The organism is Nitrospirillum iridis (assembly GCF_014205765.1).
In the GTDB taxonomy this organism is placed as follows: domain Bacteria; phylum Pseudomonadota; class Alphaproteobacteria; order Azospirillales; family Azospirillaceae; genus Nitrospirillum; species Nitrospirillum iridis.
Window position 1 is genome coordinate 114,221 of the sequence record NZ_JACIIZ010000018.1, and the last position, 20,346, is coordinate 134,566.

At 67.2% G+C, this 20,346-nt stretch carries 16 protein-coding genes; 9 read left to right on the forward strand and 7 right to left on the reverse strand.

The window, feature by feature from the left end:
- The first annotated feature begins 67 nt into the window (after positions 1–67).
- The 3 genes from FHS74_RS25835 (at position 68) to FHS74_RS25845 (ending at position 5,443) form a co-directional block, all read left to right on the forward strand.
- Positions 68–2,314 (forward strand): beta-glucosidase, encoded by a 2,247-nt coding sequence (locus tag FHS74_RS25835; RefSeq protein WP_184807138.1) that lies wholly within the window; start codon positions 68–70, stop codon positions 2,312–2,314.
- Positions 2,315–2,395: 81 nt separating this feature from the next.
- Entirely contained in the window at positions 2,396–3,994 is a 1,599-nt protein-coding gene (locus tag FHS74_RS25840) for a carboxylesterase/lipase family protein (RefSeq protein ID WP_246463363.1), read from the forward strand.
- 135 nt (positions 3,995–4,129) lie between these two features.
- Entirely contained in the window at positions 4,130–5,443 is a 1,314-nt protein-coding gene (locus FHS74_RS25845) for a sugar MFS transporter (protein WP_211106557.1), read from the forward strand.
- Positions 5,444–5,507: 64 nt separating this feature from the next.
- Here FHS74_RS25845 and FHS74_RS25850 read toward each other — a convergent pair whose 3' ends face one another.
- Together FHS74_RS25850 and ruvX are read right to left on the reverse strand one after the other, a co-directional pair.
- Positions 5,508–6,434 (reverse strand): AEC family transporter, encoded by a 927-nt coding sequence (locus tag FHS74_RS25850; RefSeq protein ID WP_184807140.1) that lies wholly within the window; start codon positions 6,432–6,434, stop codon positions 5,508–5,510.
- A 49-nt stretch (positions 6,435–6,483) separates the two neighbouring features.
- The gene (gene ruvX / locus FHS74_RS25855; RefSeq protein WP_184807141.1) at positions 6,484–7,026 is read right to left on the reverse strand and encodes a Holliday junction resolvase RuvX; all 543 of its coding nucleotides are present in this window, start codon (positions 7,024–7,026) and stop codon (positions 6,484–6,486) included.
- 101 nt (positions 7,027–7,127) lie between these two features.
- On the opposite strand from ruvX, the gene gatC reads away from it, so the two are divergent.
- Together gatC and gatA are read left to right on the forward strand one after the other, a co-directional pair.
- A complete protein-coding gene (gene gatC, locus FHS74_RS25860; RefSeq protein ID WP_040845375.1) occupies positions 7,128–7,415 on the forward strand; it encodes an Asp-tRNA(Asn)/Glu-tRNA(Gln) amidotransferase subunit GatC in 288 nt (95 codons plus the stop codon).
- Positions 7,415–8,899: an Asp-tRNA(Asn)/Glu-tRNA(Gln) amidotransferase subunit GatA gene (gene gatA / locus FHS74_RS25865; RefSeq protein ID WP_184807142.1), complete on the forward strand. Its 1,485-nt coding sequence runs from the start codon at positions 7,415–7,417 to the stop codon at positions 8,897–8,899. Before gatC ends, gatA begins: the two co-directional genes overlap by 1 nt.
- Positions 8,900–9,029: 130 nt before the next feature.
- On the opposite strand, the gene FHS74_RS25870 is transcribed toward gatA, so the two are convergent.
- The 5 genes from FHS74_RS25870 to FHS74_RS25890 form a co-directional block, all read right to left on the reverse strand.
- Complete coding sequence (locus tag FHS74_RS25870) at positions 9,030–10,859, reverse strand: DUF3857 domain-containing transglutaminase family protein (RefSeq protein ID WP_184807143.1); 1,830 nt, start codon at positions 10,857–10,859, stop codon at positions 9,030–9,032.
- 387 nt (positions 10,860–11,246) lie between these two features.
- Positions 11,247–11,465 (reverse strand): hypothetical protein, encoded by a 219-nt coding sequence (locus FHS74_RS25875; protein WP_184807144.1) that lies wholly within the window; start codon positions 11,463–11,465, stop codon positions 11,247–11,249.
- Positions 11,462–12,226, reverse strand: coding sequence for a ribonuclease T2 family protein (locus FHS74_RS25880; protein WP_184807145.1), 765 nt, complete (start codon positions 12,224–12,226; stop codon positions 11,462–11,464). The genes FHS74_RS25875 and FHS74_RS25880 overlap by 4 nt, the downstream gene beginning before the upstream one ends.
- Positions 12,227–12,333: 107 nt before the next feature.
- Complete coding sequence (locus FHS74_RS25885; protein ID WP_184807146.1) at positions 12,334–12,519, reverse strand: hypothetical protein; 186 nt, start codon at positions 12,517–12,519, stop codon at positions 12,334–12,336.
- Positions 12,516–12,800 carry a hypothetical protein gene (locus FHS74_RS25890; protein ID WP_184807147.1) on the reverse strand — a complete coding sequence of 95 codons (285 nt, stop codon included), beginning with the start codon at positions 12,798–12,800 and terminating at the stop codon, positions 12,516–12,518. The genes FHS74_RS25885 and FHS74_RS25890 overlap by 4 nt, the downstream gene beginning before the upstream one ends.
- 694 nt (positions 12,801–13,494) lie before the next feature.
- Between FHS74_RS25890 and FHS74_RS25895 the strand changes: the two genes are divergently transcribed.
- The 4 genes from FHS74_RS25895 to FHS74_RS25910 all read left to right on the forward strand — a co-directional run bounded on the left by FHS74_RS25895 (position 13,495) and on the right by FHS74_RS25910 (position 20,321).
- A complete protein-coding gene (locus tag FHS74_RS25895) occupies positions 13,495–14,745 on the forward strand; it encodes an efflux RND transporter periplasmic adaptor subunit (protein ID WP_184807148.1) in 1,251 nt (416 codons plus the stop codon).
- A 5-nt stretch (positions 14,746–14,750) separates the two neighbouring features.
- Positions 14,751–17,909, forward strand: coding sequence for an efflux RND transporter permease subunit (locus FHS74_RS25900; RefSeq protein WP_184807149.1), 3,159 nt, complete (start codon positions 14,751–14,753; stop codon positions 17,907–17,909).
- Positions 17,906–19,387 (forward strand): efflux transporter outer membrane subunit, encoded by a 1,482-nt coding sequence (locus tag FHS74_RS25905; RefSeq protein WP_184807150.1) that lies wholly within the window; start codon positions 17,906–17,908, stop codon positions 19,385–19,387. The genes FHS74_RS25900 and FHS74_RS25905 overlap by 4 nt, the downstream gene beginning before the upstream one ends.
- A gap of 124 nt (positions 19,388–19,511) precedes the next feature.
- Positions 19,512–20,321, forward strand: coding sequence for a transporter (locus FHS74_RS25910; RefSeq protein WP_184807151.1), 810 nt, complete (start codon positions 19,512–19,514; stop codon positions 20,319–20,321).
- Positions 20,322–20,346: the final 25 nt, after the last annotated feature.

Sequence of the window (20,346 nt, forward strand, 5' to 3'; positions counted from 1 at the left end):
CCTTTCCCGCCAAGCCTGACAACCAGCCCTGACAACCAGCCCTGACAACCAGATGGATCCGCATCCCATGACCGCATACGCCCGCGCCTTCCTTCTTGGCACCGCCCTCACGCTCAGCCTGGGGGCGATGGCCCCGGCCGTGGCGGCCGACGCACCCAAGCCGTGGATGGACACCAAGCTGTCGCCGGACCAGCGCGCCGCGCTGCTGGACAAGGAGCTGACGGTGGAGGAGCGCGTCGGCCTGGTGCACGGTCCCATGGCCATGCCCTTCCTGGGCGCCACCTTGCCGGAGGGGGCCATCGGCTCCGCCGGCTACATTCCCGGCGTGCCGCGCCTGGGCATCCCGGCCCTGCAGGAGACGGACGCCAGCCTGGGCGTCGCCAACCCGATGAACGTGCGGCCGGGTGATCCCTCCACCGCCTTGCCCTCCGGCCTGTCGCTGGCCGCCACCTGGAACCCGGAGGTCGCCTACAAGGGCGGCGCCATGATCGGGCGCGAGGCGCATGCCAAGGGCTTCAACGTCCTGCTGGCCGGTGGCGTCAACCTGGCGCGCGACCCGCGCAACGGCCGCAATTTCGAGTATCTGGGCGAGGATCCGCTGCTGTCCGGCACGCTGGGCGGGGAATCCATCCGTGGCATCCAGGATCAGCATGTCGTTTCCACCATCAAGCATTTCGCGGTGAACGACCAGGAAACCCAGCGCATGACCATCGACGTCAAGATCGGCGAGGCGGCGGCGCGGGAAAGCGATCTGCTGGCCTTCCAACTGGCGATCGAGAAGGGCAAGCCCGGGTCGGTCATGTGCGCCTACAACAAGGTCAATGGCGCCTATGCCTGCGACAACCCCTTCCTGCTGAACAAGGTGCTGAAGACCGACTGGGCCTATCCCGGCTGGGTCATGTCCGACTGGGGCGCCGTGCACGGCGTGCAGGCGGCGCTGAATGGCCTGGACCAGGAATCCGGTGAACAGATCGACGCCCTGCTGGCGCCGGGCGGCGCCGGCAAGGTCTGGTTCAATGAACCGCTGAAGGCGGCGCTGGCCGACAAGACCGTGCCGGCGGAGCGCCTGTCCGACATGACGCGGCGCATCCTGCGGTCCATGTTCGCCGCCGGGCTGTTCGATGATCCGGCCACCAAGGCGCCGATCGACTTCAACGCCCATGCCCAGGTGACCAAGGCGGCCGGTACCGAAGGCATCGTCCTGCTCAAGAACAAGGGTGATCTGCTGCCGCTGGCGGCGCCCATTGGGGGTAAAGGGGGCAAGACCGTGACCGTCATCGGCGGCTTCGCCAATGTCGGTGTCTTGTCCGGCGGCGGCTCCTCCCAGGTGGTGTCGGATGCCGGCCCCGGCGCCAGCATCCCGCTGGGTGGGGACGGTATGATGGGCGCCTTCCGCACCGTGGTCTACCACGCCTCATCCCCGCTCAAGGCCATCCGTGCCAAGGCGGGGGAAAAGCAGGTCCGCTACATCGACGGCTCCTATCCCGCCGAGGCCGCCGCCGTGGCCAAGACGACGGACATCGCCATCGTCTTCGTCACGCAATGGATGACCGAGGGTGCTGACGCCCCGGACCTCAGCCTGCCCAACGGCCAGGACGCCCTGGTGGCGGCGGTGGCGGCCGCCAACCCCAACACCATCGTCGTGCTGGAGACGGGCGGGCCGGTGCACATGCCCTGGCTGGACAAGGTGGCGGGCGTGGTCGAGGCCTGGTACCCCGGCAGCCGGGGCGGCGAGGCCATCGCCGATATCCTCTATGGCGACGCCAACCCGTCCGGCCGCCTGCCCATCACCTTCCCGGCCAGCGACGCGCAACTCCTGCACAAGGACATTCCCGGCGCCGACAAGCCGGAATTCAGCCCGGCGGAGATCACCTATGCCGAGGGCGCCGACGTCGGCTATCGCCACTATGCCAAGGTGGGCTGGAAGCCCCTGTTCCCCTTCGGCTATGGCCTCAGCTACACCCACTTCGCCTACGGCGACGTGAAGGTGACGGGCGGCGACACCCTGACCGTAAGCTTCGAGGTCACCAACACCGGCAAGCGGCCCGGCCAGGATGTGCCGCAGGTCTATCTGACCTCGGCCGCCGGCGCCAAGACCCAGCGCCTGATCGGCTGGTCCAAGGTGGCGCTGGCGCCGGGGGAAAAGCGGCGGGTCAGTGTCACCGCCGACACCCGCCTGTTGGGCAATTTTGACGAGGCCGCGCACGCCTGGCAGGTCAAGGCGGGTGAGTATCAGGTGGGCGTTGGGGCGTCCGCCACCGATCTGGCGCTGAAGGGCGCCGCCGCCGTCACCGCCTCCACCAGGCAGCCATAAGCTCTTTAGGGATAGTCGGCCGCCGCCGGTGCCGGGGTATGCCTGGCACTGGCGACGATCCATCATTCAGGGGAAAATGCGATGTCCAAAATGTTGACGCGGATGGCGGCGGTGGCGCTGCTGTTGGCTGGCGCCGTGCCGGCCTTCGCCGCCGATGGCCCGGTGGCGCAGATCGAACAGGGACGGGTGGCGGGGGTGGTCAGCGACGGTGTCGCCGCCTTCAAGGGCATTCCGTTCGCGGCCCCGCCGGTGGGGCCGCTGCGCTGGCGTCCGCCCCAGCCGGCCGCCGCCTGGACCGGCGTGCGGTCCGGGGCCGACTACGGGGCCGACTGCATGCAGAAGCCCTTGCCGGGCGACGCCGCGCCCCTGGGCGTGGCCCCGGCGGAGGACTGCCTCTACCTCAACGTCTGGGCGCCGGCCGACACCGCGACGAAGCCGGGGGCCAAGCGGCCGGTGATGGTATGGATTTACGGCGGCGGCTTCGTCAACGGCGGCAGTTCGCCCGCCGTCTATGACGGGTCGGCCTTCGCCCGCGACGGCGTGGTCCTGGTCAGCTTCAACTACCGCGTCGGCCGCTTCGGCTTCTTCGCCCACCCCGCCTTGGTGGCGGAGGCGGGCCAAGGTCCGGTGGGCAACTACGGCTATCTGGACCAGCTGGCGGCCCTGCAATGGGTGAAACGCAACATCGCGTCCTTCGGCGGTGATCCGGATAACGTCACCGTGTTCGGCGAGTCCGCCGGCGGCATGTCCGTCCACATGATGCTGACCTCGCCCCTGGCCAAGGGATTGTTCAGCCGCGCCATCATCCAGTCCGGCGCCGGGCGGGACCGCCTGCTGCCCACGCCGCCCGTGCATGCCGATGGCGACGCCCCTTCCGGCGAGAAGGCCGGGGTGGCCTATGCCGCCCAGCATGGCATCAGCGACGCCGGCCCCGCCGGCCTCGCCGCCCTGCGCGCCCTGCCGGCCGAGGCGGTGGTGGACGGCCTGAACATGGCCACCATGAACACGCCCACATATTCCGGCCCCATGGTGGACGGGGCGGTCGTGCGCCGTTCCTCCCCCATCGCCGCCTATGCGGCGGGGGAGGGGGCGGACGTGCCAGTGATGGTGGGGGCCACCGGGGCCGATGGCTTCTTCTTCGGGGGCACCTTGGATGGGGTGCTGGCCCCCTTCGGCGCGGATCGCGACCAGGCGCTGAAACTGCTGGATCCCGATGGCACCGGGGATCTGAAGCTGATCGGCCATCGCGCCGCCGGCGCCTTCATGTTCATCGAGCCGGCACGCGCCGTGGCCCGCCTGCTGACGGCCCGCGCCGCGCCCGTCTATCTGTTCCGCTATTCCTATGTGGCGGAAAGCATGCGCAAGGAATGGTGGGGCACCCCCCATGCCACGGAGATCCCCTTCGTGTTCGATACCGTGAAGGCCCGCTATGGCACGGCGCTGACGGCGGCGGACGCGGCGGCGGCCAAGGCCGCGCACGCCTACTGGGTGGAATTCGCCAAGACCGGCAAGCCGGAACCCAAGGGTTTGCCGGCCTGGGCGCCGTTCAAGGCCGGCCAGGATGAGCGGCTGATGGAATTCGGCGCCAGCGGGCCCGTTCTGGAGGCCGATCCCCTCAAGGCGCGGCTGGATCTGGTGGAAAAGGTCGTCGAGCAGAACGGCAAGACGGCATCGAAGTGATTATTGTGCGTTGCGGAAAATTTCTTTTCGCAACGCAATAAAATAGGAATGTGTCGTAATAGGCATTGATACCGGGCCCGACGGATGTCAAACCCCTCGGGCCCGGACTTATCATCTTCACTGGACGAACGATCGATGTCGACCGCATCCGCCCACAACAAATCCATGACGTCGCTGGCCCCGATCGTCGTCATGCTGTTCTTCGCTTGGGGCTTCGCCACGTCCATCGTGGACGCCGTGATTCCCAAGCTGAAGGAACAGTTCTCGCTGAACTACACCGAGGCGATGCTGGTGCAGTTCGCCTTTTTCCTGGCCTACTTCATCGTCTCCGTCCCGGCGGGCGCCTTGCTGGCGCGGCTGGGCTATCTGCGCGGCATCGTCGCCGGCCTGGTCATCATGACCTTGGGCTGTCTGCTGTTCGTGCCGGCCTCCAGCATGGGCCTGTTCGTCGCCTTCCTGTTGGCGCTGTTCGTCATGGCGGGCGGCATCACCGTGCTGCAGGTGGCGGCCAACCCGCTGATGTCCCTGCTGGGCACGCCCGAGACCGCGTCCAGCCGCCTGAACCTGGCGCAGGCCTTCAACTCCCTGGGCACGACGCTGGGGCCCATCCTGGGATCCGTCTTCATCCTGTCCAAGGCGGATGGCGACAGCGCCCGGGGCGTGCACGTGCCCTTCCTGATGATCGCCGCCCTGCTGGTGGTCCTGTCGGTGCTGTTCTGGTTCCTGCGCGGGCGGGAAGGGGCGGCCACCGATCAACAGGCAGGCGGCGCCCTCAGCCTGAAGGTGCTGCGCCACAGCCAGCTGGCGTTGGGCGTCGTGTCCATCTTCGTCTATGTCGGCGCCGAGGTGTCCATCGGCAGCGCCATGGTCAACTACCTGATCCTGGACCGCACGCGTGACGTGGCGTCGGAGCTTGGCACGTGGTTCGCTGGCCTGGTTCACCTACATGACGTGCTGAACACGCCGGAATCCAAGGCCGCCGTGCTGGTCAGCCTGTACTGGGGCGGCGCCATGATCGGCCGCTTCATCGGCTCCGTCGTGCTGCGCTTCGCCCGTCCGGGCATCGTGCTCATGGCGTGCTCGCTGGCCGCCGCCCTGCTGGTCAGCCTGTCCATGGCCAGCAGCGGCACCATGGCCATGGTGTCCATCCTGTCGGTCGGCCTGTGCAACTCCATCATGTTCCCCACCATCTTCACCATCGCCATCGACGGTCTGGAGGAAGAGACGCCGCAGGGGGCTGGCATGCTGTGCCTGGCCATCTTCGGCGGCGCCGTGGTGCCCATGATCACCGGCAAGGTCGCCGACATGACCAGCCTGGTGCTGGCCCTCATCGTCCCCGTGGCCTGCTATCTGATGATCGCCGGCTACGGCCTGTTGACCGGCCTGCACCTGCTGACGGGCAAGCCCGCGGCCAAGCGTGGCGGCGCCCGCGCCGTGTCCATGCACTGATAGGAACCTGTGGCGTCCTGGTGATGATCGGCGGCGTGGGCCCTCCCACGCCGCCGAAGTCATTTCAGGCCGTCAGCAGGGCCAGGACGATGGGCAGGGTCAGGGCCGCCGCCAGGGTCTGGAAGGTGATGATGCCGGCCATCAGCGGGGCGTCGCCGCCCATCTGCCGGGCCAGGACGTAAGCGCTGACCGAGGTCGGCAGCGCGTTGTAGAGGACGACGGCGACATAGGCGTCGCCCCCCAGGCCCAAGGCCTTGGCCAGCAGCGCTGTCACCAGCGGCAGGATGGCCAGGCGGGCGATGCTGCTAGCCGCCACGGCGACCTTGGCTTGGCGGATGGCGGAAAAGCCCAGGCCCGCGCCCACGGACAGCAGGCCCAGGGGCAGGCTGGCCTGGCCCAGCACGGCCATCACCGGCGACACCACCGGGATCTGGCGGATGCCGGCCAGGTTCAGGGCCGCCCCCACCAGGACGGAACTGACCAGCGGGTTGCTGACGATGCGCCACAGCGTGCGCAGCGGGTGGCGCTTCAGGGTGGCGGGCACGTCGCCGTAGCGCTGCATCACCAGGATGCTCAGCACGTTCACGGTGGGCATGGCGAACAGCACGGCCAGCGCCATGAGCGCCGTGCCGTGCGGGCCGAAAAGGGCCGCCCCCAGCGCCATGGCGACATAGGTGTTGACCCGCACCGCCCCCTGGAAGACCGAGGTGTAGGCGGGGTCGCTGCCCGACAGGCGGCGGCAGGTCAGCCGCAGCAGCAGCGCCAGCAGCAGGATGCCGCCGACCAGGGCGCCCGCCATGGCCCCGATGTCCATGCCCGACAGGTCGGTCTTGGCCGTGCCGTCGATCAGCAGGGCCGGGAACAGCAGGTAATAGATCAGCCGCTCCGCCGCCCCCCAGAAGGCGGGGTCGATCAGCCGGGAGCGCTTCAGCCCGAAGCCGATGGCGATTAGCAGGAAGGTGGGCGCCAGCGCCGTCAGGACCTGGAGCATGCGCTGTCAGTCATCCCCGTCAGGTATCCCAGTCTCAGGTATCCAAGTCTCAGTCATCCAGGTCCGCGTCATCGTCGCCGGCGGCATCCCGCGCGGCCAGCGCCTCGCGCGCGGCCTCGGCCGACAGATAGTCCAAGGCACCTTGGAGGATGTAGGCCGCGGCCATGCGGTCGACCACCTCGTCCCGGCGTTTGCGGGTCATGTCCCACTCGATCATCATGCGGCTGACCGCCGAAGTCGACAGGCGCTCGTCCCAGAAGGCGATCTCCGGCACCTGGCCCAGCAGGTCCGGACGCTCGATCAGGTTCTGGGCGAATTGCCGGGCCGATTGGGCGGCGGGCCCCTCGCTACCGTCCATGTTCATGGGCAGGCCGATGACGAAGCCGGCAACGCCCCGGCCGCGCAGCTCGCGCGCCATGTCCTGCACGTCGGTGGTGAACTTGCGCCGGGTGATGGTGCCCACGGGCGAGGCCACGGCGAGGCCGGGGTCGGAGATGGCCATGCCGATGGTCTTGGAGCCCAAATCCAGCCCCATCAGCCGCCCGCCGCGGGGCAGCTGGGCCTTGAGTTCCCTGAGGTTGCGGATCGCCATACCGGGTGTTACCTTCCGCGCCGCCCGGGGGCCGGCGGCATCCGATACACCGCCTGCCATCGCCCCCGTGGCTCCTTATTCCGAAGGAGAGACTTAGCACCATGTCCCTCGACAAGGCCACCGTGGCGAAGATCGCGCATCTCGCCCGCATCAAGGTCCCGGACTCCGATCTGGAGCAACTGGCCGGCGAACTCAACACCATCATGCATTGGGTGGAGATGTTGGGCGAGGTGGACACCCAAAATGTGGAACCGATGACCAGTGTGGTCGCCGCCAATCTGCGTCGCCGCCCCGATGCCGTGACCGACGGCGGTTATCCGGAAAAGGTGGTCGCCAACGCCACCGACGCCACCGAGAATTTCTTTTCCGTGCCCAAGGTTGTCGAGTGATGACGAAGCTGACCCACCTGACCATGGCCGACGCCTTGGCCGGCCTGGCCGCCAAGGAGTTCACCGCCGTCGAGCTGACGCAGGCGCACCTGGACGCCATGGCGGCGGCCCAGGAACTGAACGCCTTCATCATCGAGACGCCGGACGTGGCGCTGAAGCAGGCGGCGGAATCCGACGCCCGCTACGCCAAGGGCGAGCAGCGCGCGCTTGACGGCCTGCCGCTCGGCATCAAGGACCTGTTCTGCACCGAGGGTGTGCAGACCACGGCCGCCAGCCACATCCTGGACGGCTTCGTCCCGCCCTATGAAAGCACGGTCACCAGCCAGCTGTTCCGCGACGGCGCCGTCATGCTGGGCAAGCTGAACCTGGACGAATTCGCCATGGGCTCGGCCAACATCACCAGCCATTACGGCCCGGTGATCAGCCCGTGGTCGCCCAAGGACGCGGCCGGCAATTTCACGCGCAAGCTGGTTCCCGGCGGCTCCTCGGGTGGCTCCGCCGCCGCCGTGGCGGCACGCCTGGCGCTGGGCGCCACCGGCACCGACACCGGCGGCTCCATCCGCCAGCCGGCCAGCTTCGTCGGCATCGTCGGCATCAAGCCGACCTATGGCCGCTGCTCGCGCTGGGGCATCGTCGCCTTCGCGTCCTCGCTGGACCAGGCGGGCCCCATGACCCGTACCGTGAAGGACGCGGCGCTCATGCTGCGCTCCATGGCCGGCTACGACCCCAAGGACAGCACTTCCATCGATCTGCCGGTGCCGGACTACGCGGCGGCCCTGACCGGCGACATCCGCGGCCTGCGCGTGGGCATTCCCAAGGAATACCGCGTCGACGGCATGCCGGCGGAGATCGAGAAGCTGTGGCAGCAGGGCATTGAATGGCTGAAGGCCGCTGGCGCCACGCCGGTGGAGATCAGCCTGCCGCACACCAAGTACGCCCTGCCGGCCTATTACATCGTCGCCCCGGCGGAGGCCTCCTCCAACCTGGCCCGTTACGACGGCGTGCGCTTCGGCCTGCGCGTCGAGGGCAAGGACCTGAAGGAAATGTACGAGAACACCCGCGCCGAAGGCTTCGGCGCCGAGGTGAAGCGCCGCATCATGATTGGCACCTATGTGCTGTCGGCTGGTTATTACGACGCCTATTACCTGAAGGCGCAGAAGGTGCGGGCCCGCATCGCCGAGGATTTCACCAAGGCGTATGAGCAGTGCGACGTCATCCTGACGCCGACCGCCCCGTCGGCCGCCTTCGGCATCGGCGAGAAGATGGACGACCCCATCGCCATGTACCTGAACGACGTCTTCACCGTCCCGGCCAACCTGGCGGGCCTGCCAGGATTGTCCGTGCCGGCGGGCCTGAGCGGTGAAGGTCTGCCCCTGGGCCTGCAGGTGCTGGGCCGTCCGTTCGATGAGGCGACCGTCCTGAAGGTCGGCCACGTCATCGAACAGGCCGCCGGCCCCCAGCCGCTGCCGCCGCTGGTGTCGTAAAGGCTGTTTTGGAAGCGGAATGAAGAAAGGCGGCGTCCTCGCGGGCGTCGCCTTTCTTGTTAATGCCGATGTGGTGGGCACCGGTTCCGACGGGGGGGCGGAAGAATGGGCGTCCCCCGCCCATTCACGCTCAATGGGTCACAGGTTTGTCCGGCACGACGGAGATCGTCCCCCGGCGGTCGGCGGCGATGGCCAACAGGGCCTTGGCCGCCGACTTTCGCACGTCACCGGTGCACAGGGCCTGGTCGACATGGGCGTCGAAGCCCCGATACACCGTCACGACCTGGCCCTTCTGGGACCATCGGCTCACATATTGCAGATGATCCTCCGCGATGGTGACGTCCGCCGGGAGCTTCGCCAGCGTGTACCCGGCCGGCAGTTCCAGGGATAAGGTTTCCTCCGTATGGCCGGTATAGCAGGGCGTCGGTTCCGTATCCTTCAACCGGGGCATGTCGAACGACCCCGACAGGACATCTCCTGGCGGTGTGGACATCCGCAGCGCGCTGGGCATGACGAAACCGGCGCCGGTCAGGATTTCCGGTTTGGGATCGGCGGCGTATGTGGCGGTGATGCGGTAGGATGGCGCGAGATCCATGGGCGACCCGTCCGGGGCGAAGTTCCCCGTGCCGGACATTCCCCAGGCACCGAGTAAGGCGGATGCCCATTGCTCCATTCCTTGGGTCTGCATGGCGGCGGCCAATACCCGAAGGCTAAAGCCAAACGGGCCATCGCCCGCGCTGACCATCGTTCCCGTGATGGCGCCCTTGGCATCCATTTTCGCGGTCCCCACAGCCTTGGCGGAGAAGCCTGCCGGCAGGACGGGCACCTGGCGCACCGCGTTCCCGGTCGACACCGCGTGCAGGACCGGCTTTCCGTATTCCTCGAAGGGCAGGATGCCAAAGGGGGCGACCCTTGCCGTCGTATCGGCGTACAGGTTGAAATCCGGCAGCCAACTGATCATGTGGTTGAACTGGGCGAAGGTCGGCGCCGATGGCAGGCTGTATCCGTTATTGGCGTTGATCAGCACCAATTCACTGGCGATCCCCTTGGCCTTCAGCAGGGCACCGAAGATCACGGCGTGGTCCTTGCAGTCGCCATAACCATTGGTCAGGATCGTTTCCGCCGCATGGGGGATGATGCCGCCACGCCCGAACGCCAGGGCCACGTAGCGGATATGCTGGCTAACCCAGGCGTATAGCCTCTCGGCTTGTTGCCGCTTGTCCGTGACCCCGGCGGTGATCTCGTCGGCCATGGCCTGGACCTTCGGCGTCACGGTTTCGGCGGGTGCTATCTCGGCAGCGTAGGACCGCGCCAAGCTGTCATAGTCCTTGAAGGTCGATACGAAGAAGCGGGGCACACGGTCATTGGCGGACAGCGCCGCGATGTCCTCCGTCAACGGATCGAGGTTGGCGTACCGCCAGCGATAAAGGATGCGGTCGCCCGCCTTCTCCTCGGTGATGGGGATGCCGTGCGTCTCTATGGTCAGGGGCATGTCCCGGGGTAGAGAGATCGTGGACCGCTCATCCCGAATCAACTGGGTGGGGGAGACGGTGACACTGTCCGTGAACTGGCCCTTGAGGTGCGGCACCTTGATGTGATGTCGCGCCGTATAGGCGACGGTGTCACCAGCGGCCACGTCCGGGAAGATGATGGTCTTCATCCTCTGATCGCTGAACATCGGGACGTTGGTGGCGCCCTGCGGCGCCTGCGTCAGGATCGCGCTCACATCAACAGGCAGTTTCCGGCCATCCGCCTTCAATGTATAGGCGTCGATGATATCGAGGTCTTCCAGACCTTCACTATAGAACTCATTAATTTGCCCAATCGCATGGGCGGCGGCGGTGGTTTTCGCCAGCAGTTCCAGATGGCCGGTCTTGGTGTAGGTGCCGTCGCGCTCCACCACGATTTCCGCGCTTGAGTCCTTATACTCAATGGGATTGTCGGCCGCGTGGGCTGCCATTACCGGTATCCCCAGGGCGGTGACCAGTAGCGCCCATCTCAAATGTGCTGGAGTGCCCATGCCTGTTTTTCCTGATTTGCATTGTAAATGAATAATTAATGGGATCATTTATTGCCGCGCCTGAAATTAAATATCGTAAAAGGGCAACATAAATGCAAATTGATTTTATTATTTCGGGGGAGCCAGAATGTCGCAGCGCCCCAAACGAATAAGCTAAAACGAATAAGACGGGCGGGGAATGGAGCCCACTCGCGGCCATTTTCCCGATACGGGGGACCGTCCACGCCCGTCATGCCGTCCGGACAACGGGGCGGTGGAGGCTGATGGTCCGCACTTTGATTTATCGATCCTGCTCTCAGCGGGCGGCCGCGCTGAAGGCGGGCTTTCTCAATCGCCGCCCTTGTCGTTTGACGTGCGACGCTTGGCCCGTCGCCATAGGGTGAACCCCTGATCGAAGATGAAGGCGGAGATGGCGCCCGCTATGGCCTGCCGCGCCAATGGCCATCCGCGCATGCCGTTCATGGCGTCAAATCCGGTCAATATCGCGGACATGACGGCCATGAAGCCGATGGCGGAAATGATGTCCAGCCGGATGGGCTTGGTCACTTGAACGCCGCCAGCTTCAGTGTCTCGTCCGGGTTGCCCTTGTCACAGCGGCCGGGCTGGTCGGCCGGACTTTCGGCCAGGTGGGCGGCGTCCAAGGCGGTGCTGCCGTCGTCGGCCGCCTTCAGAGTGAAGGTGATCTGGGTGAGGAAGGCGGCCTTGCCGGTGCCCAGCACGGCGGACTGGCGGGCGGCCTCCCCGAAGTCGGCGGCCAGCGCGTCGCACACCGCTTTGCGGGTGACGCCCTTGCCGGTGGCGTTGGCCAGCAGGGCGCCGGCCTTGCCATCGCCCAGCGCCTTCACCATGCCGCCGGCCAGGGAATAGTACTGATCGGCGGGCAGTCCGCTGCAGTAACCGTGCTTCTGCCACTCATGCAGCGCCAGGCCGGAGGCGATGCCAGGCATGACCTGCGCCAGGGTGGTCTGCACCGCCGGCGACAAGGGGGGAAGGACGCGGTCCTTCCAGGTGGGGTCGTTATCCTTGGCGGAGAGGGAGCAGGCGCTGCTCCACTGCGGCCAAAGGCCATGCAAGGTGGGATGGGTGGCGCCGAAACTGGTCGCCCGGTCGCCCGCCGCGCACTCCGGATGGCCATCGCCATGGAGATAGCAGAACTCCGGCTCCCAGCTCAGCACCAGCATGTAGGTATGATGACCGGGCGCCTGCTTGTCGGCCGGCGCCGCCACCTCGGCGGCCAGACTGGTGCCCGTGGCCAGGCAGGCGGCCAGCACAAGGCCAACGGTGGCACTCCAAGAACCCTTGCGCATCGCGTGCATCTCCCCAACCGGTTTGCCCTTATGGAGTGTAGGACGAAGCCGGCGGCGTCAAGGGGGAAATGGGTCCAAAAAGGGAACAGAGGCCGTCCGGTGCCGTCCTACGGCACCCTGCGGAACAGGCTCAGCAGGAACTGCAGCAGGAACAGGAACACGCCGATGCCAACGATGAGGCGCAGCACCTCGGCCAGGACCGGGGGCAACAGCGCCACGGCCAGGTCCACGAGCATGATGATCAGCAACAGGCTGAGGATGGCATAGAGGATATTGCGAAGCGGGGCGTTCATGACACGATCTCTTTCGGCTGGGAGCCGGGATGGGGGCCGGCGTAGGACTTGGGCAGTCGGATGTGCCGGATGGTGCCGGCCAGCGCCTGGCCCAGGAAGGCGAGCAACACCAGGCCCACCAGCAGGGGCGGCAGGGCGCCGACCACCGGGGGCAGCAGCTGCATGGCCAGGTCCGCCAGGGGAACCAGCAACAGCAGAACGACGGTGACGGACAGAAGGTTATTCAGGGTGTTGAACAAGACGGCCTCCCGGCGCCCTCGGATGGCCCCCAGGCGGCGCATCCAGTGATCCATTCGGTGGGGCGGCGGGTGGCCCCTCCCTGGCAACAAATCGTGAGGTAGCGGGGCTGGTCGCGCGGTCAACCGTCAGGGGCGCCAAAGCGCTAGGGCACGTACCGGAAAGCCTATTTCCACGACCGGGCGGTGCCGGGGCCTGGATTAGGCGTCCGCGAAACGGGCATGACCAAAGGCGGCGTGGGGGAAGGGGCGCGCCTCTCCTCGGCCGTTGGTGCTAGATCAGGTCGCCCAAAGGCGGATTCGCCGTTGGGCGTGAAGCTGCTCGCGGACAGGCTCAAGCTGTAGCCGGCTGTGGCTCCTATTGAACGCGACCGACTATGGGACGCTGCGTCAAATGGTCCGTTTCCCGGGTTTGGCCTGGCATCCCGCGTGGATTGTGCGGAGGGGGGAATGGGCCGGCCACCGGCGTCTTCCAAGGAACGCTCCCGCATTTGCGTCGCGGAACGGCATTCGATTGTAATCAAATCTCCATAAAATTGGTTCTCCCACCATGCTTTCCTCGTCCTCTACCAGTAAAAGGAGATGGCGCCTGCGCTGAAATGGCCCATTGCGAGCCATGGGCAAAGGTGCGATCCCCCCTTTCCTTGGTTTTGCGGTGCACAGCATGGGATGCGTCATTGCGACGCGGTGAGTTTGTTTCTCCTTTCCCGGCGCCGGGTATGGTACGGAGTGTTGAAGGGTGCGTATTTTCGGCTTGATCCCCGGCCCCCGTGGCCGTTTGCCCAGTGGCCGTTTGCAATGGCTGGGTGGTGCCCTGCTGTTGGCGGCGGTGGTGGGGATGATCGTGATCCGTGAGAGCGACGCGCCGAAGGCCCCACCGTCGGCCGCGCCTGACACTCCGCCCGGCACCTTCCAGGCGGCGCCCGGTCAGTGGGCGGCGCTGGGCATGGAAACGGTGGCGGCGCACGCCTTTCAGACCCAAATCGACACCGATGGCAGGATAGTGGCCAACGATGAGGCCACGACCGCCGTCTATTCCCCCGTCTCCGGCAGGGTGGCGGTGGTGGCGGCGCATGTCGGGGATCGCGTTTCCAAGGACGCCGTATTGATGACGGTGGATGCCACCGACATGGTCCAGGCGCGCAGCGACCTGGCGGCGGCGGTCGCGTCCGCCGCCGCCGCCGATGCCCAACTGCGCCAAGCGGTGGTCACGGAGCAGCGCCAGCATGCCCTGTACCAGGCTGACGGTGGCGCGCTTAAGGATTGGCAGCAGGCGCAGCTGGATCTGGTGACGGCGGAGACGGCGCAGCGGACCGCCGCCGCGGCGCTGGTGGCGGTGCGGGAGCGCCTGCGGGTGCTGGGTCGCACCCCGCAGGAGATCACGGCCCTCGGTACCGGAGCCGGCATGGCGCCGACGCCGGTGCGGGCGCCCTTCGCCGGAACCGTCCTGCAGCGCCAGGTCGGCCCGGGGCAATATGTCAACGCGGCCGCCAACGGCGGCGCCGTCGCGTTCACCCTGGCGGATCTCTCCTCCGTCTGGTTGCTGGCCAATGTGCGGGAAGCGGACGTCGCCGCTGTGGCCGTGGGGCAGGGGGTGGATGTCCGTGTCGCGGCCTATCCCGACCGTGTCTTCCACGGCCGGGTGGCGGCGGTGGCGCCTGGCCTCGACCCCACCACCCGGCGCTTGCCGGTCCGTGTCGTCCTGGACAATGCCGATGGCGCCCTCAAACCGGAAATGATGGCCAACGTCCGCCTGGTTTCCGGCCCGGTCACGCCCGTGTTGGCCGTGCCTGAGCGCGCCGTGATCCATGAGGGCGAGGCCGCCCGGGTGTGGGTGGCCGATGCCGCCCGCCACGCCTTGGCCCTGCGGCCCGTTCGCTTGGGGCGGGAGGAGGATGGCCTGGTGGAGGTGCTGGATGGCCTCAAGGCCGGGGACAGCGTGGTGACCAAGGGCGCCCTGTTCATTGACCGCGCCGCGCAGGGCGAGTGAACCTCATGAACAAGGTAATCATCTTCGCGCTGCGCCAGCGTGTGCTGATGCTGGCGGCGCTGGCCGCCCTGCTGGTGGTCGGCGTCGGCGCCTTTCTGCGGCTGAACATCGAGGCCTATCCCGACCCGGTCCCGCCCATGGTGGAGATCGTGACCCAGAACGGCGGGCAGTCGGCGGAGGAGATCGAACGCTACATCACCGTGCCCATCGAGGTGCAGATGGCCGGCATCCCCCATGTCACGGCCATCCGCTCCGTCTCCCTGTTCGGGCTGTCGGACATCAAGATCCAGTTCACCTACGACTTCACCTATGACGAGGCGGTGCAGCGGGTCACCAACCAGCTGTCGCAGCTGTCCACCCTGCCCACCGGGGTGCAGCCGGCGATTTCGCCGGAAAGCCCCATTGGCGAAATCCTGCGCTATCAGGTGGTGGGGCCGCCGGGCTATTCCGTCACCGACCTCAAGACCCTGCAGGATTGGGTGCTGCAACGCCGCTTCAAGGCGGTGCCCGGCGTCATCGACGTCTCGGGCTGGGGCGGCAAGACCAAGGCCTATGAGGTGACGGTGGACCAGCGCAAGCTGACCGCCCATGGCCTGACCATCCCTGGCGTCCTACAGGCGCTGAACAACGCCAACATCAACGTCGGCGGCCAGACGGTGAACATCGGCGACCAGGCCATGGTGGTGCGGGGCGTGGGCCTGATCCATTCCCTGGACGACATCCGCGGCACCATGCTGGCATCCAACAACGGGGCGCCCGTGGTGGTGGGCGACGTCGCCACCGTCACCGTCGGCAACCAGCCGCGGCTGGGTATCGCCGGCCGTGATGATCAGGACGACATCGTCCAGGGCATCGTGCTGATGCGCCGGGGGGCGGAGAGCAAGCCCACCATCCTGGCCGCCAAGGCGGAGATGCAGAAGATCAACACGTCCGGCATTCTGCCGCCGGGCGTTTACCTCAAGACCATCTATGACCGGTCGGACCTGATCGACCTCACCACCCACACCGTGCTGCACAACATGGTCATGGGCATTATCCTGATCTTCTTCGTGCAGTGGCTGTTCCTGGGCGATTTGCGCAGCGCCGTCATCGTGGCGGCCACGGTGCCCTTCGCCCTGTTCTTCGCCATCCTGATCATGACCCTGCGCGGGGAGTCGGCCAACCTGCTGTCGGTGGGCGCCATCGATTTCGGCCTGATCGTCGACGCGACGGTGATCATGGTGGAGAACATCTTCCGTCATCTGGCCCAGCCGCCCAAGGAACGCTTCGCCCGTTCCTCCATCCTGCACAGCGTGCGGCAGGAGGTGGTGCTGAAGGGACGTTTCGGCGTCATCGCCAACTCGGCCGTCGAGGTCAACCGGGCGATCTTCTTCTCCGCCGCCATCATCATCGCCGGCTTCGTGCCGCTGTTCACCCTGTCGGGGGTGGAGGGGCACATCTTCGGCCCCATGGCCAAGACCTACGCCTACGCCATCGCCGGCGGCCTGATCGCCACCTTCACCATTTCCCCGGCGCTCAGCGCCATCCTGCTGCCCGAACAGGTGCGGGAGCATGACACGGTGGTCGTGCGCATCCTGCACCGTGTCTATCCGCCCCTGCTGCGCCTGGCGCTGGACAACCGGCGCGTTGTCCTGGCGGTGGCGGGCGCGCTGCTGGCCCTGGCGCTGTTGTGCACTCGCTTCATGGGCATGGAGTTCCTGCCCCACCTGGAGGAAGGCAACCTGTGGATTCGCGCCAACCTGCCCCTGTCCATCTCGCTGGAGGCGGGGACGGAGGCGGTGGACGCCATCCGCCGGACCATCAAGGACTATCCCGAGGTCGACACTGTCATTTCCCAACATGGCCGGCCCGACGACGGCACGGATGCCACCGGCTTCTTCAATGCCGAATTCTTCGTGCCGCTGAAGCCGTTCGACACCTGGCCCAAGGGCTGGGACAAGGACCGCCTGACCCGCGACATCCAGGAGAAGCTGGCGGCGCGCTTCCCCGGCATCGAATTCAATTTCTCCCAGTACATCGAGGACAACGTGGAGGAGGCGGCCAGCGGCGTGAAGGGCGAGAACTCGGTCAAGCTGTTCGGCAATGATCTGGAAACGCTGGAGAAGACGGCCAACAGCATCAGCCGCGTCATGGCCACCGTTCCGGGCGTCACCGATTTGGGGGTCTTCAAGTCCCTGGGCCAGCCCACCATCAAGATCACGGTGGACCGGGCGAAGGCGGCGCGGTACGGCCTGTCGCCCGGCGACGTCAACGCGGTCGTCCAGGCGGCCATCGGCGGCCAGGCCGCCGGCAACCTGTATGAGGACGGCAGCGACCGCAACTTCCCCATCATGGTTCGCCTGTCGCCCGAATATCGGGGCAGCCTGGACGCCATCCGTCGCATCACCGTGGGCACGACGGCCCTGGGCGGCGGCACCGCCCCCATCCCGCTGGCGGACGTGGCGGACATCCGCATGGTTTCCGGCGCATCGTTCATCTATCGCGAGGGGCAGGGCCGCTACATCCCCATCAAGTTCAGCGTGCGCGGCCGCGACCTGGGCAGCGCCGTGCTGGAGGCCCAGCAAAAGGTGGCGGAGCAGGTGCAGCTGCCCGGTGGATACCGCCTGGAATGGGTGGGCGAATTCGGCAACTTGCAGGACGCGGTACGCCGTCTGGCGGTGGCGGTGCCGGTCAGCCTGGCGCTGATCTGCGTGCTGCTTTACCTGAATTTCGCTTCCATGACCGACACGCTGCTGGCGGCCAGCGTCATGCCGATGGCGCTGATCGGCGGCATCTTCATCCTGGCCGTCACCGGCACGCCCTTCTCCATCTCCGCCGCCATCGGCTTCATCGGTTTGTTCGGCATCTCGGTGATGGAAGGCATCATCGTGATCGCCTATTTCAACCAGCTGGTCCACGCGGGGATGGAACGGGCGGTCGCCCTGGTGAGGGCGGCGGAAACGCGGCTCAGGCCCGTGATGATGACCTGCATCGCCGCCTGCGTCGGCCTGCTGCCGGCGGCGCTGTCGCATGGCATCGGGTCCCAGGTGCAGCGACCGCTGGCCATGGTGGTGGTGGGCGGCATCCTGCTGGCCCCTATCCTGATCCTGGTGGTGCTGCCGGTGCTGATCAGCCTGTTCTCCACCCGCACCGCCTTGCCGGTGCCCGCGGCGGAGGCCGAATGATGCGCATCGCGCTTTTGCTTCTTCCCGTTCTCAGCCTCGCGGCCTGCGCGGTCGGGCCGGACTACCAGACGCCCGCCGCCCCGGCACCGGCGGCCTTGCCGTCGCCGCCGCCTTTGCGCGACCAGGCCCTGCTGGCCGGCAGGGACATCCCGGCCGATTGGTGGGCGCTGTTCAAGTCGCCGGCGCTGGACGGATTGGTACGCGAGGCCATGGCGCACAACGCCGACGTGGCGGCGGCGCAGGCGGCCCTGCGTATGGCGCGGGAGAACGCGCTGGCCAACGCCGGCGCCTTCCTGCCCACCATCGACGGCAGCTTCCAGGCCAGCCGGCAGAAGGATCCCACCGGCACGGTGGCGCCCACCGCGGCCAACAACGCCCCGCAGCTGAACCTGTTCACCCCGCAGCTATCGGTATCGTACAGCCCCGACCTGTGGGGTGGCACCCGTCGCGGGCAGGAGGCGCTGGAGGCGACGGTCGAGGCCCAGCGCTTCCAGGTGGAGGCGACCTACCTGACGCTGACGTCCAACGTCGTGGTGGCGGCGGTGGCGGAGGCGTCGCTGCGGGGCCAGATCGCGGCGGCCCAGGCCATTGTCGACGACGCCGGTCGGGCGGTGGCCATCCTGCGCCGTCAGCGCGACCTGGGGCAGGTGTCGGCGGCCGATGTGGCCGCGGGGGAAGCGGCTCTGGCGCAAGCCGAACAGGCCCTGCCGCCCCTGGAAAAGCAGCTGGAGCAGCAGCGCCATCAGCTGAACGCCCTGCTGGGCCGCATGCCCGCCGATCCCACGCCGGAGACCTTCCAGCTGGCCGACCTGACCTTGCCCGTCGAGTTGCCGTACAGCGTGCCCGTCCGTCTGGTGGAGCAGCGGCCGGACATCCGGCTGGCCGCCGCCAACCTGCATGTCGCCAGCGCCGATGTCGGCGTCGCCATCGCCGACCGGCTGCCCAACCTGACGCTCAGCGGAGCGACGGGGTCCAGCGCTTCCGCCTTGAACAGCCTGTTCGCCGCCGGCAACGGCTTCTGGAACTTCGGCGCCACCGTGACCCAGCCGATCTTCGACGGCTTCAGCCTGGCGCATAAGGAAAAGGCGGCGCGGGCGGCGCTGGACCAGGCGGCGGCGCAGTACCGGGGGGCGGTCGTTCTCGCGTTCCAGAATGTGGCCGACACCCTGTCGGCGCTGAAGGCGGACGGCGACGCCCTGGCGGCGGCGGAGCGGGCCGATGCGGCGGCATCCCATGCCCTGGCGTTGGCCCGCCGCCAGCGCGAGCTGGGGTCGGTGGCGGCCAGTGCCGTGTTGGCGGCGCAACAGGCGGCGGCCCAGGCGCGGACGACCCTGGTGCAGGCCCAGGCCGTCCGACTGATGGATACCGCCGCCCTGTTCCAGGCCCTGGGGGGCGGCTGGTGGAACGTCGCGCCGGTGGAGGCGGGGGCGGCGCCCGGGCACGCCGCTCCGCCGGATGGGGGGCTCATCACCCGCTGAGCAGGCCCTGCTCAATCCAATTAACGATTGCGAAACCCATTTCTGGCACCGTGCTGTCGCAGAGACATTTTGTCACAGGCGACACGCGAGGCCGACGGTGGGGAGTTCATCTTTTCGAGCCTTGATGCTGGCTGGTGCGCTGCTGGCAACGGCGGGGCTTCCCGTGGCGCGAGCCGGCGAGGGTGATGCCGGGCGATTGCGGGAATTCACGCCTGATCGGCCGGACAAGACCGACGGACCGTTCACCATTGACCGCGGCCATGTCCAGGTCGAGACGGATATCGTCACCCACAACCGCGATTTCTATAACGACGACGGCACGCGTCGACATGAGTCCGCCTTCATGGCGCCGAACATCCGCATCGGCGTTTGGGATCGTGCGGAAATCGACATCATCGCCCCCGCCTACACCACCATCGGCCTGTCGGAACGGGATGGCGGCCACACCCGGCTGCACGGCTGGTCCGACATGACCGTGCGCTCCAAGATCAACCTTTGGGGCAATGACGGTGAGGGCACCACCGCCCTGGGCCTCATCCCCTTCCTCAAGCTGCCCACGGCCGCCACCGCTTTCGGCAATGGTTCCTTCGAAGGCGGCTTGGGCGTTCCCTTCGCCATCAGGCTGGGGGGCGACTGGGACCTCGGGACACAGACCACCGTGGCCCTGAACCGCAACGCGGTCGGTATTGGCTATGACCCCGATTTCGCCTTTTCCGTCAGCCTCAGCCATCCGGTGATGGATATCTTGAACGCGTATGTCGAGCTGTATGGCGAGCGTCAGACCGGCCCGGACGCGGCGACCATCGCCACCCTGGACCTGGGTATCACCTATCAGGTCACGCCCAACTTCTCGGTCGATGGTGGTGTGAACATCGGCCTGAGCAAGGCCGCGGACGACGTGAACCCCTTCCTGGGCTTCACGGTCCGCTTCTAACCAATTCCATTTTTGAACCGGTGAT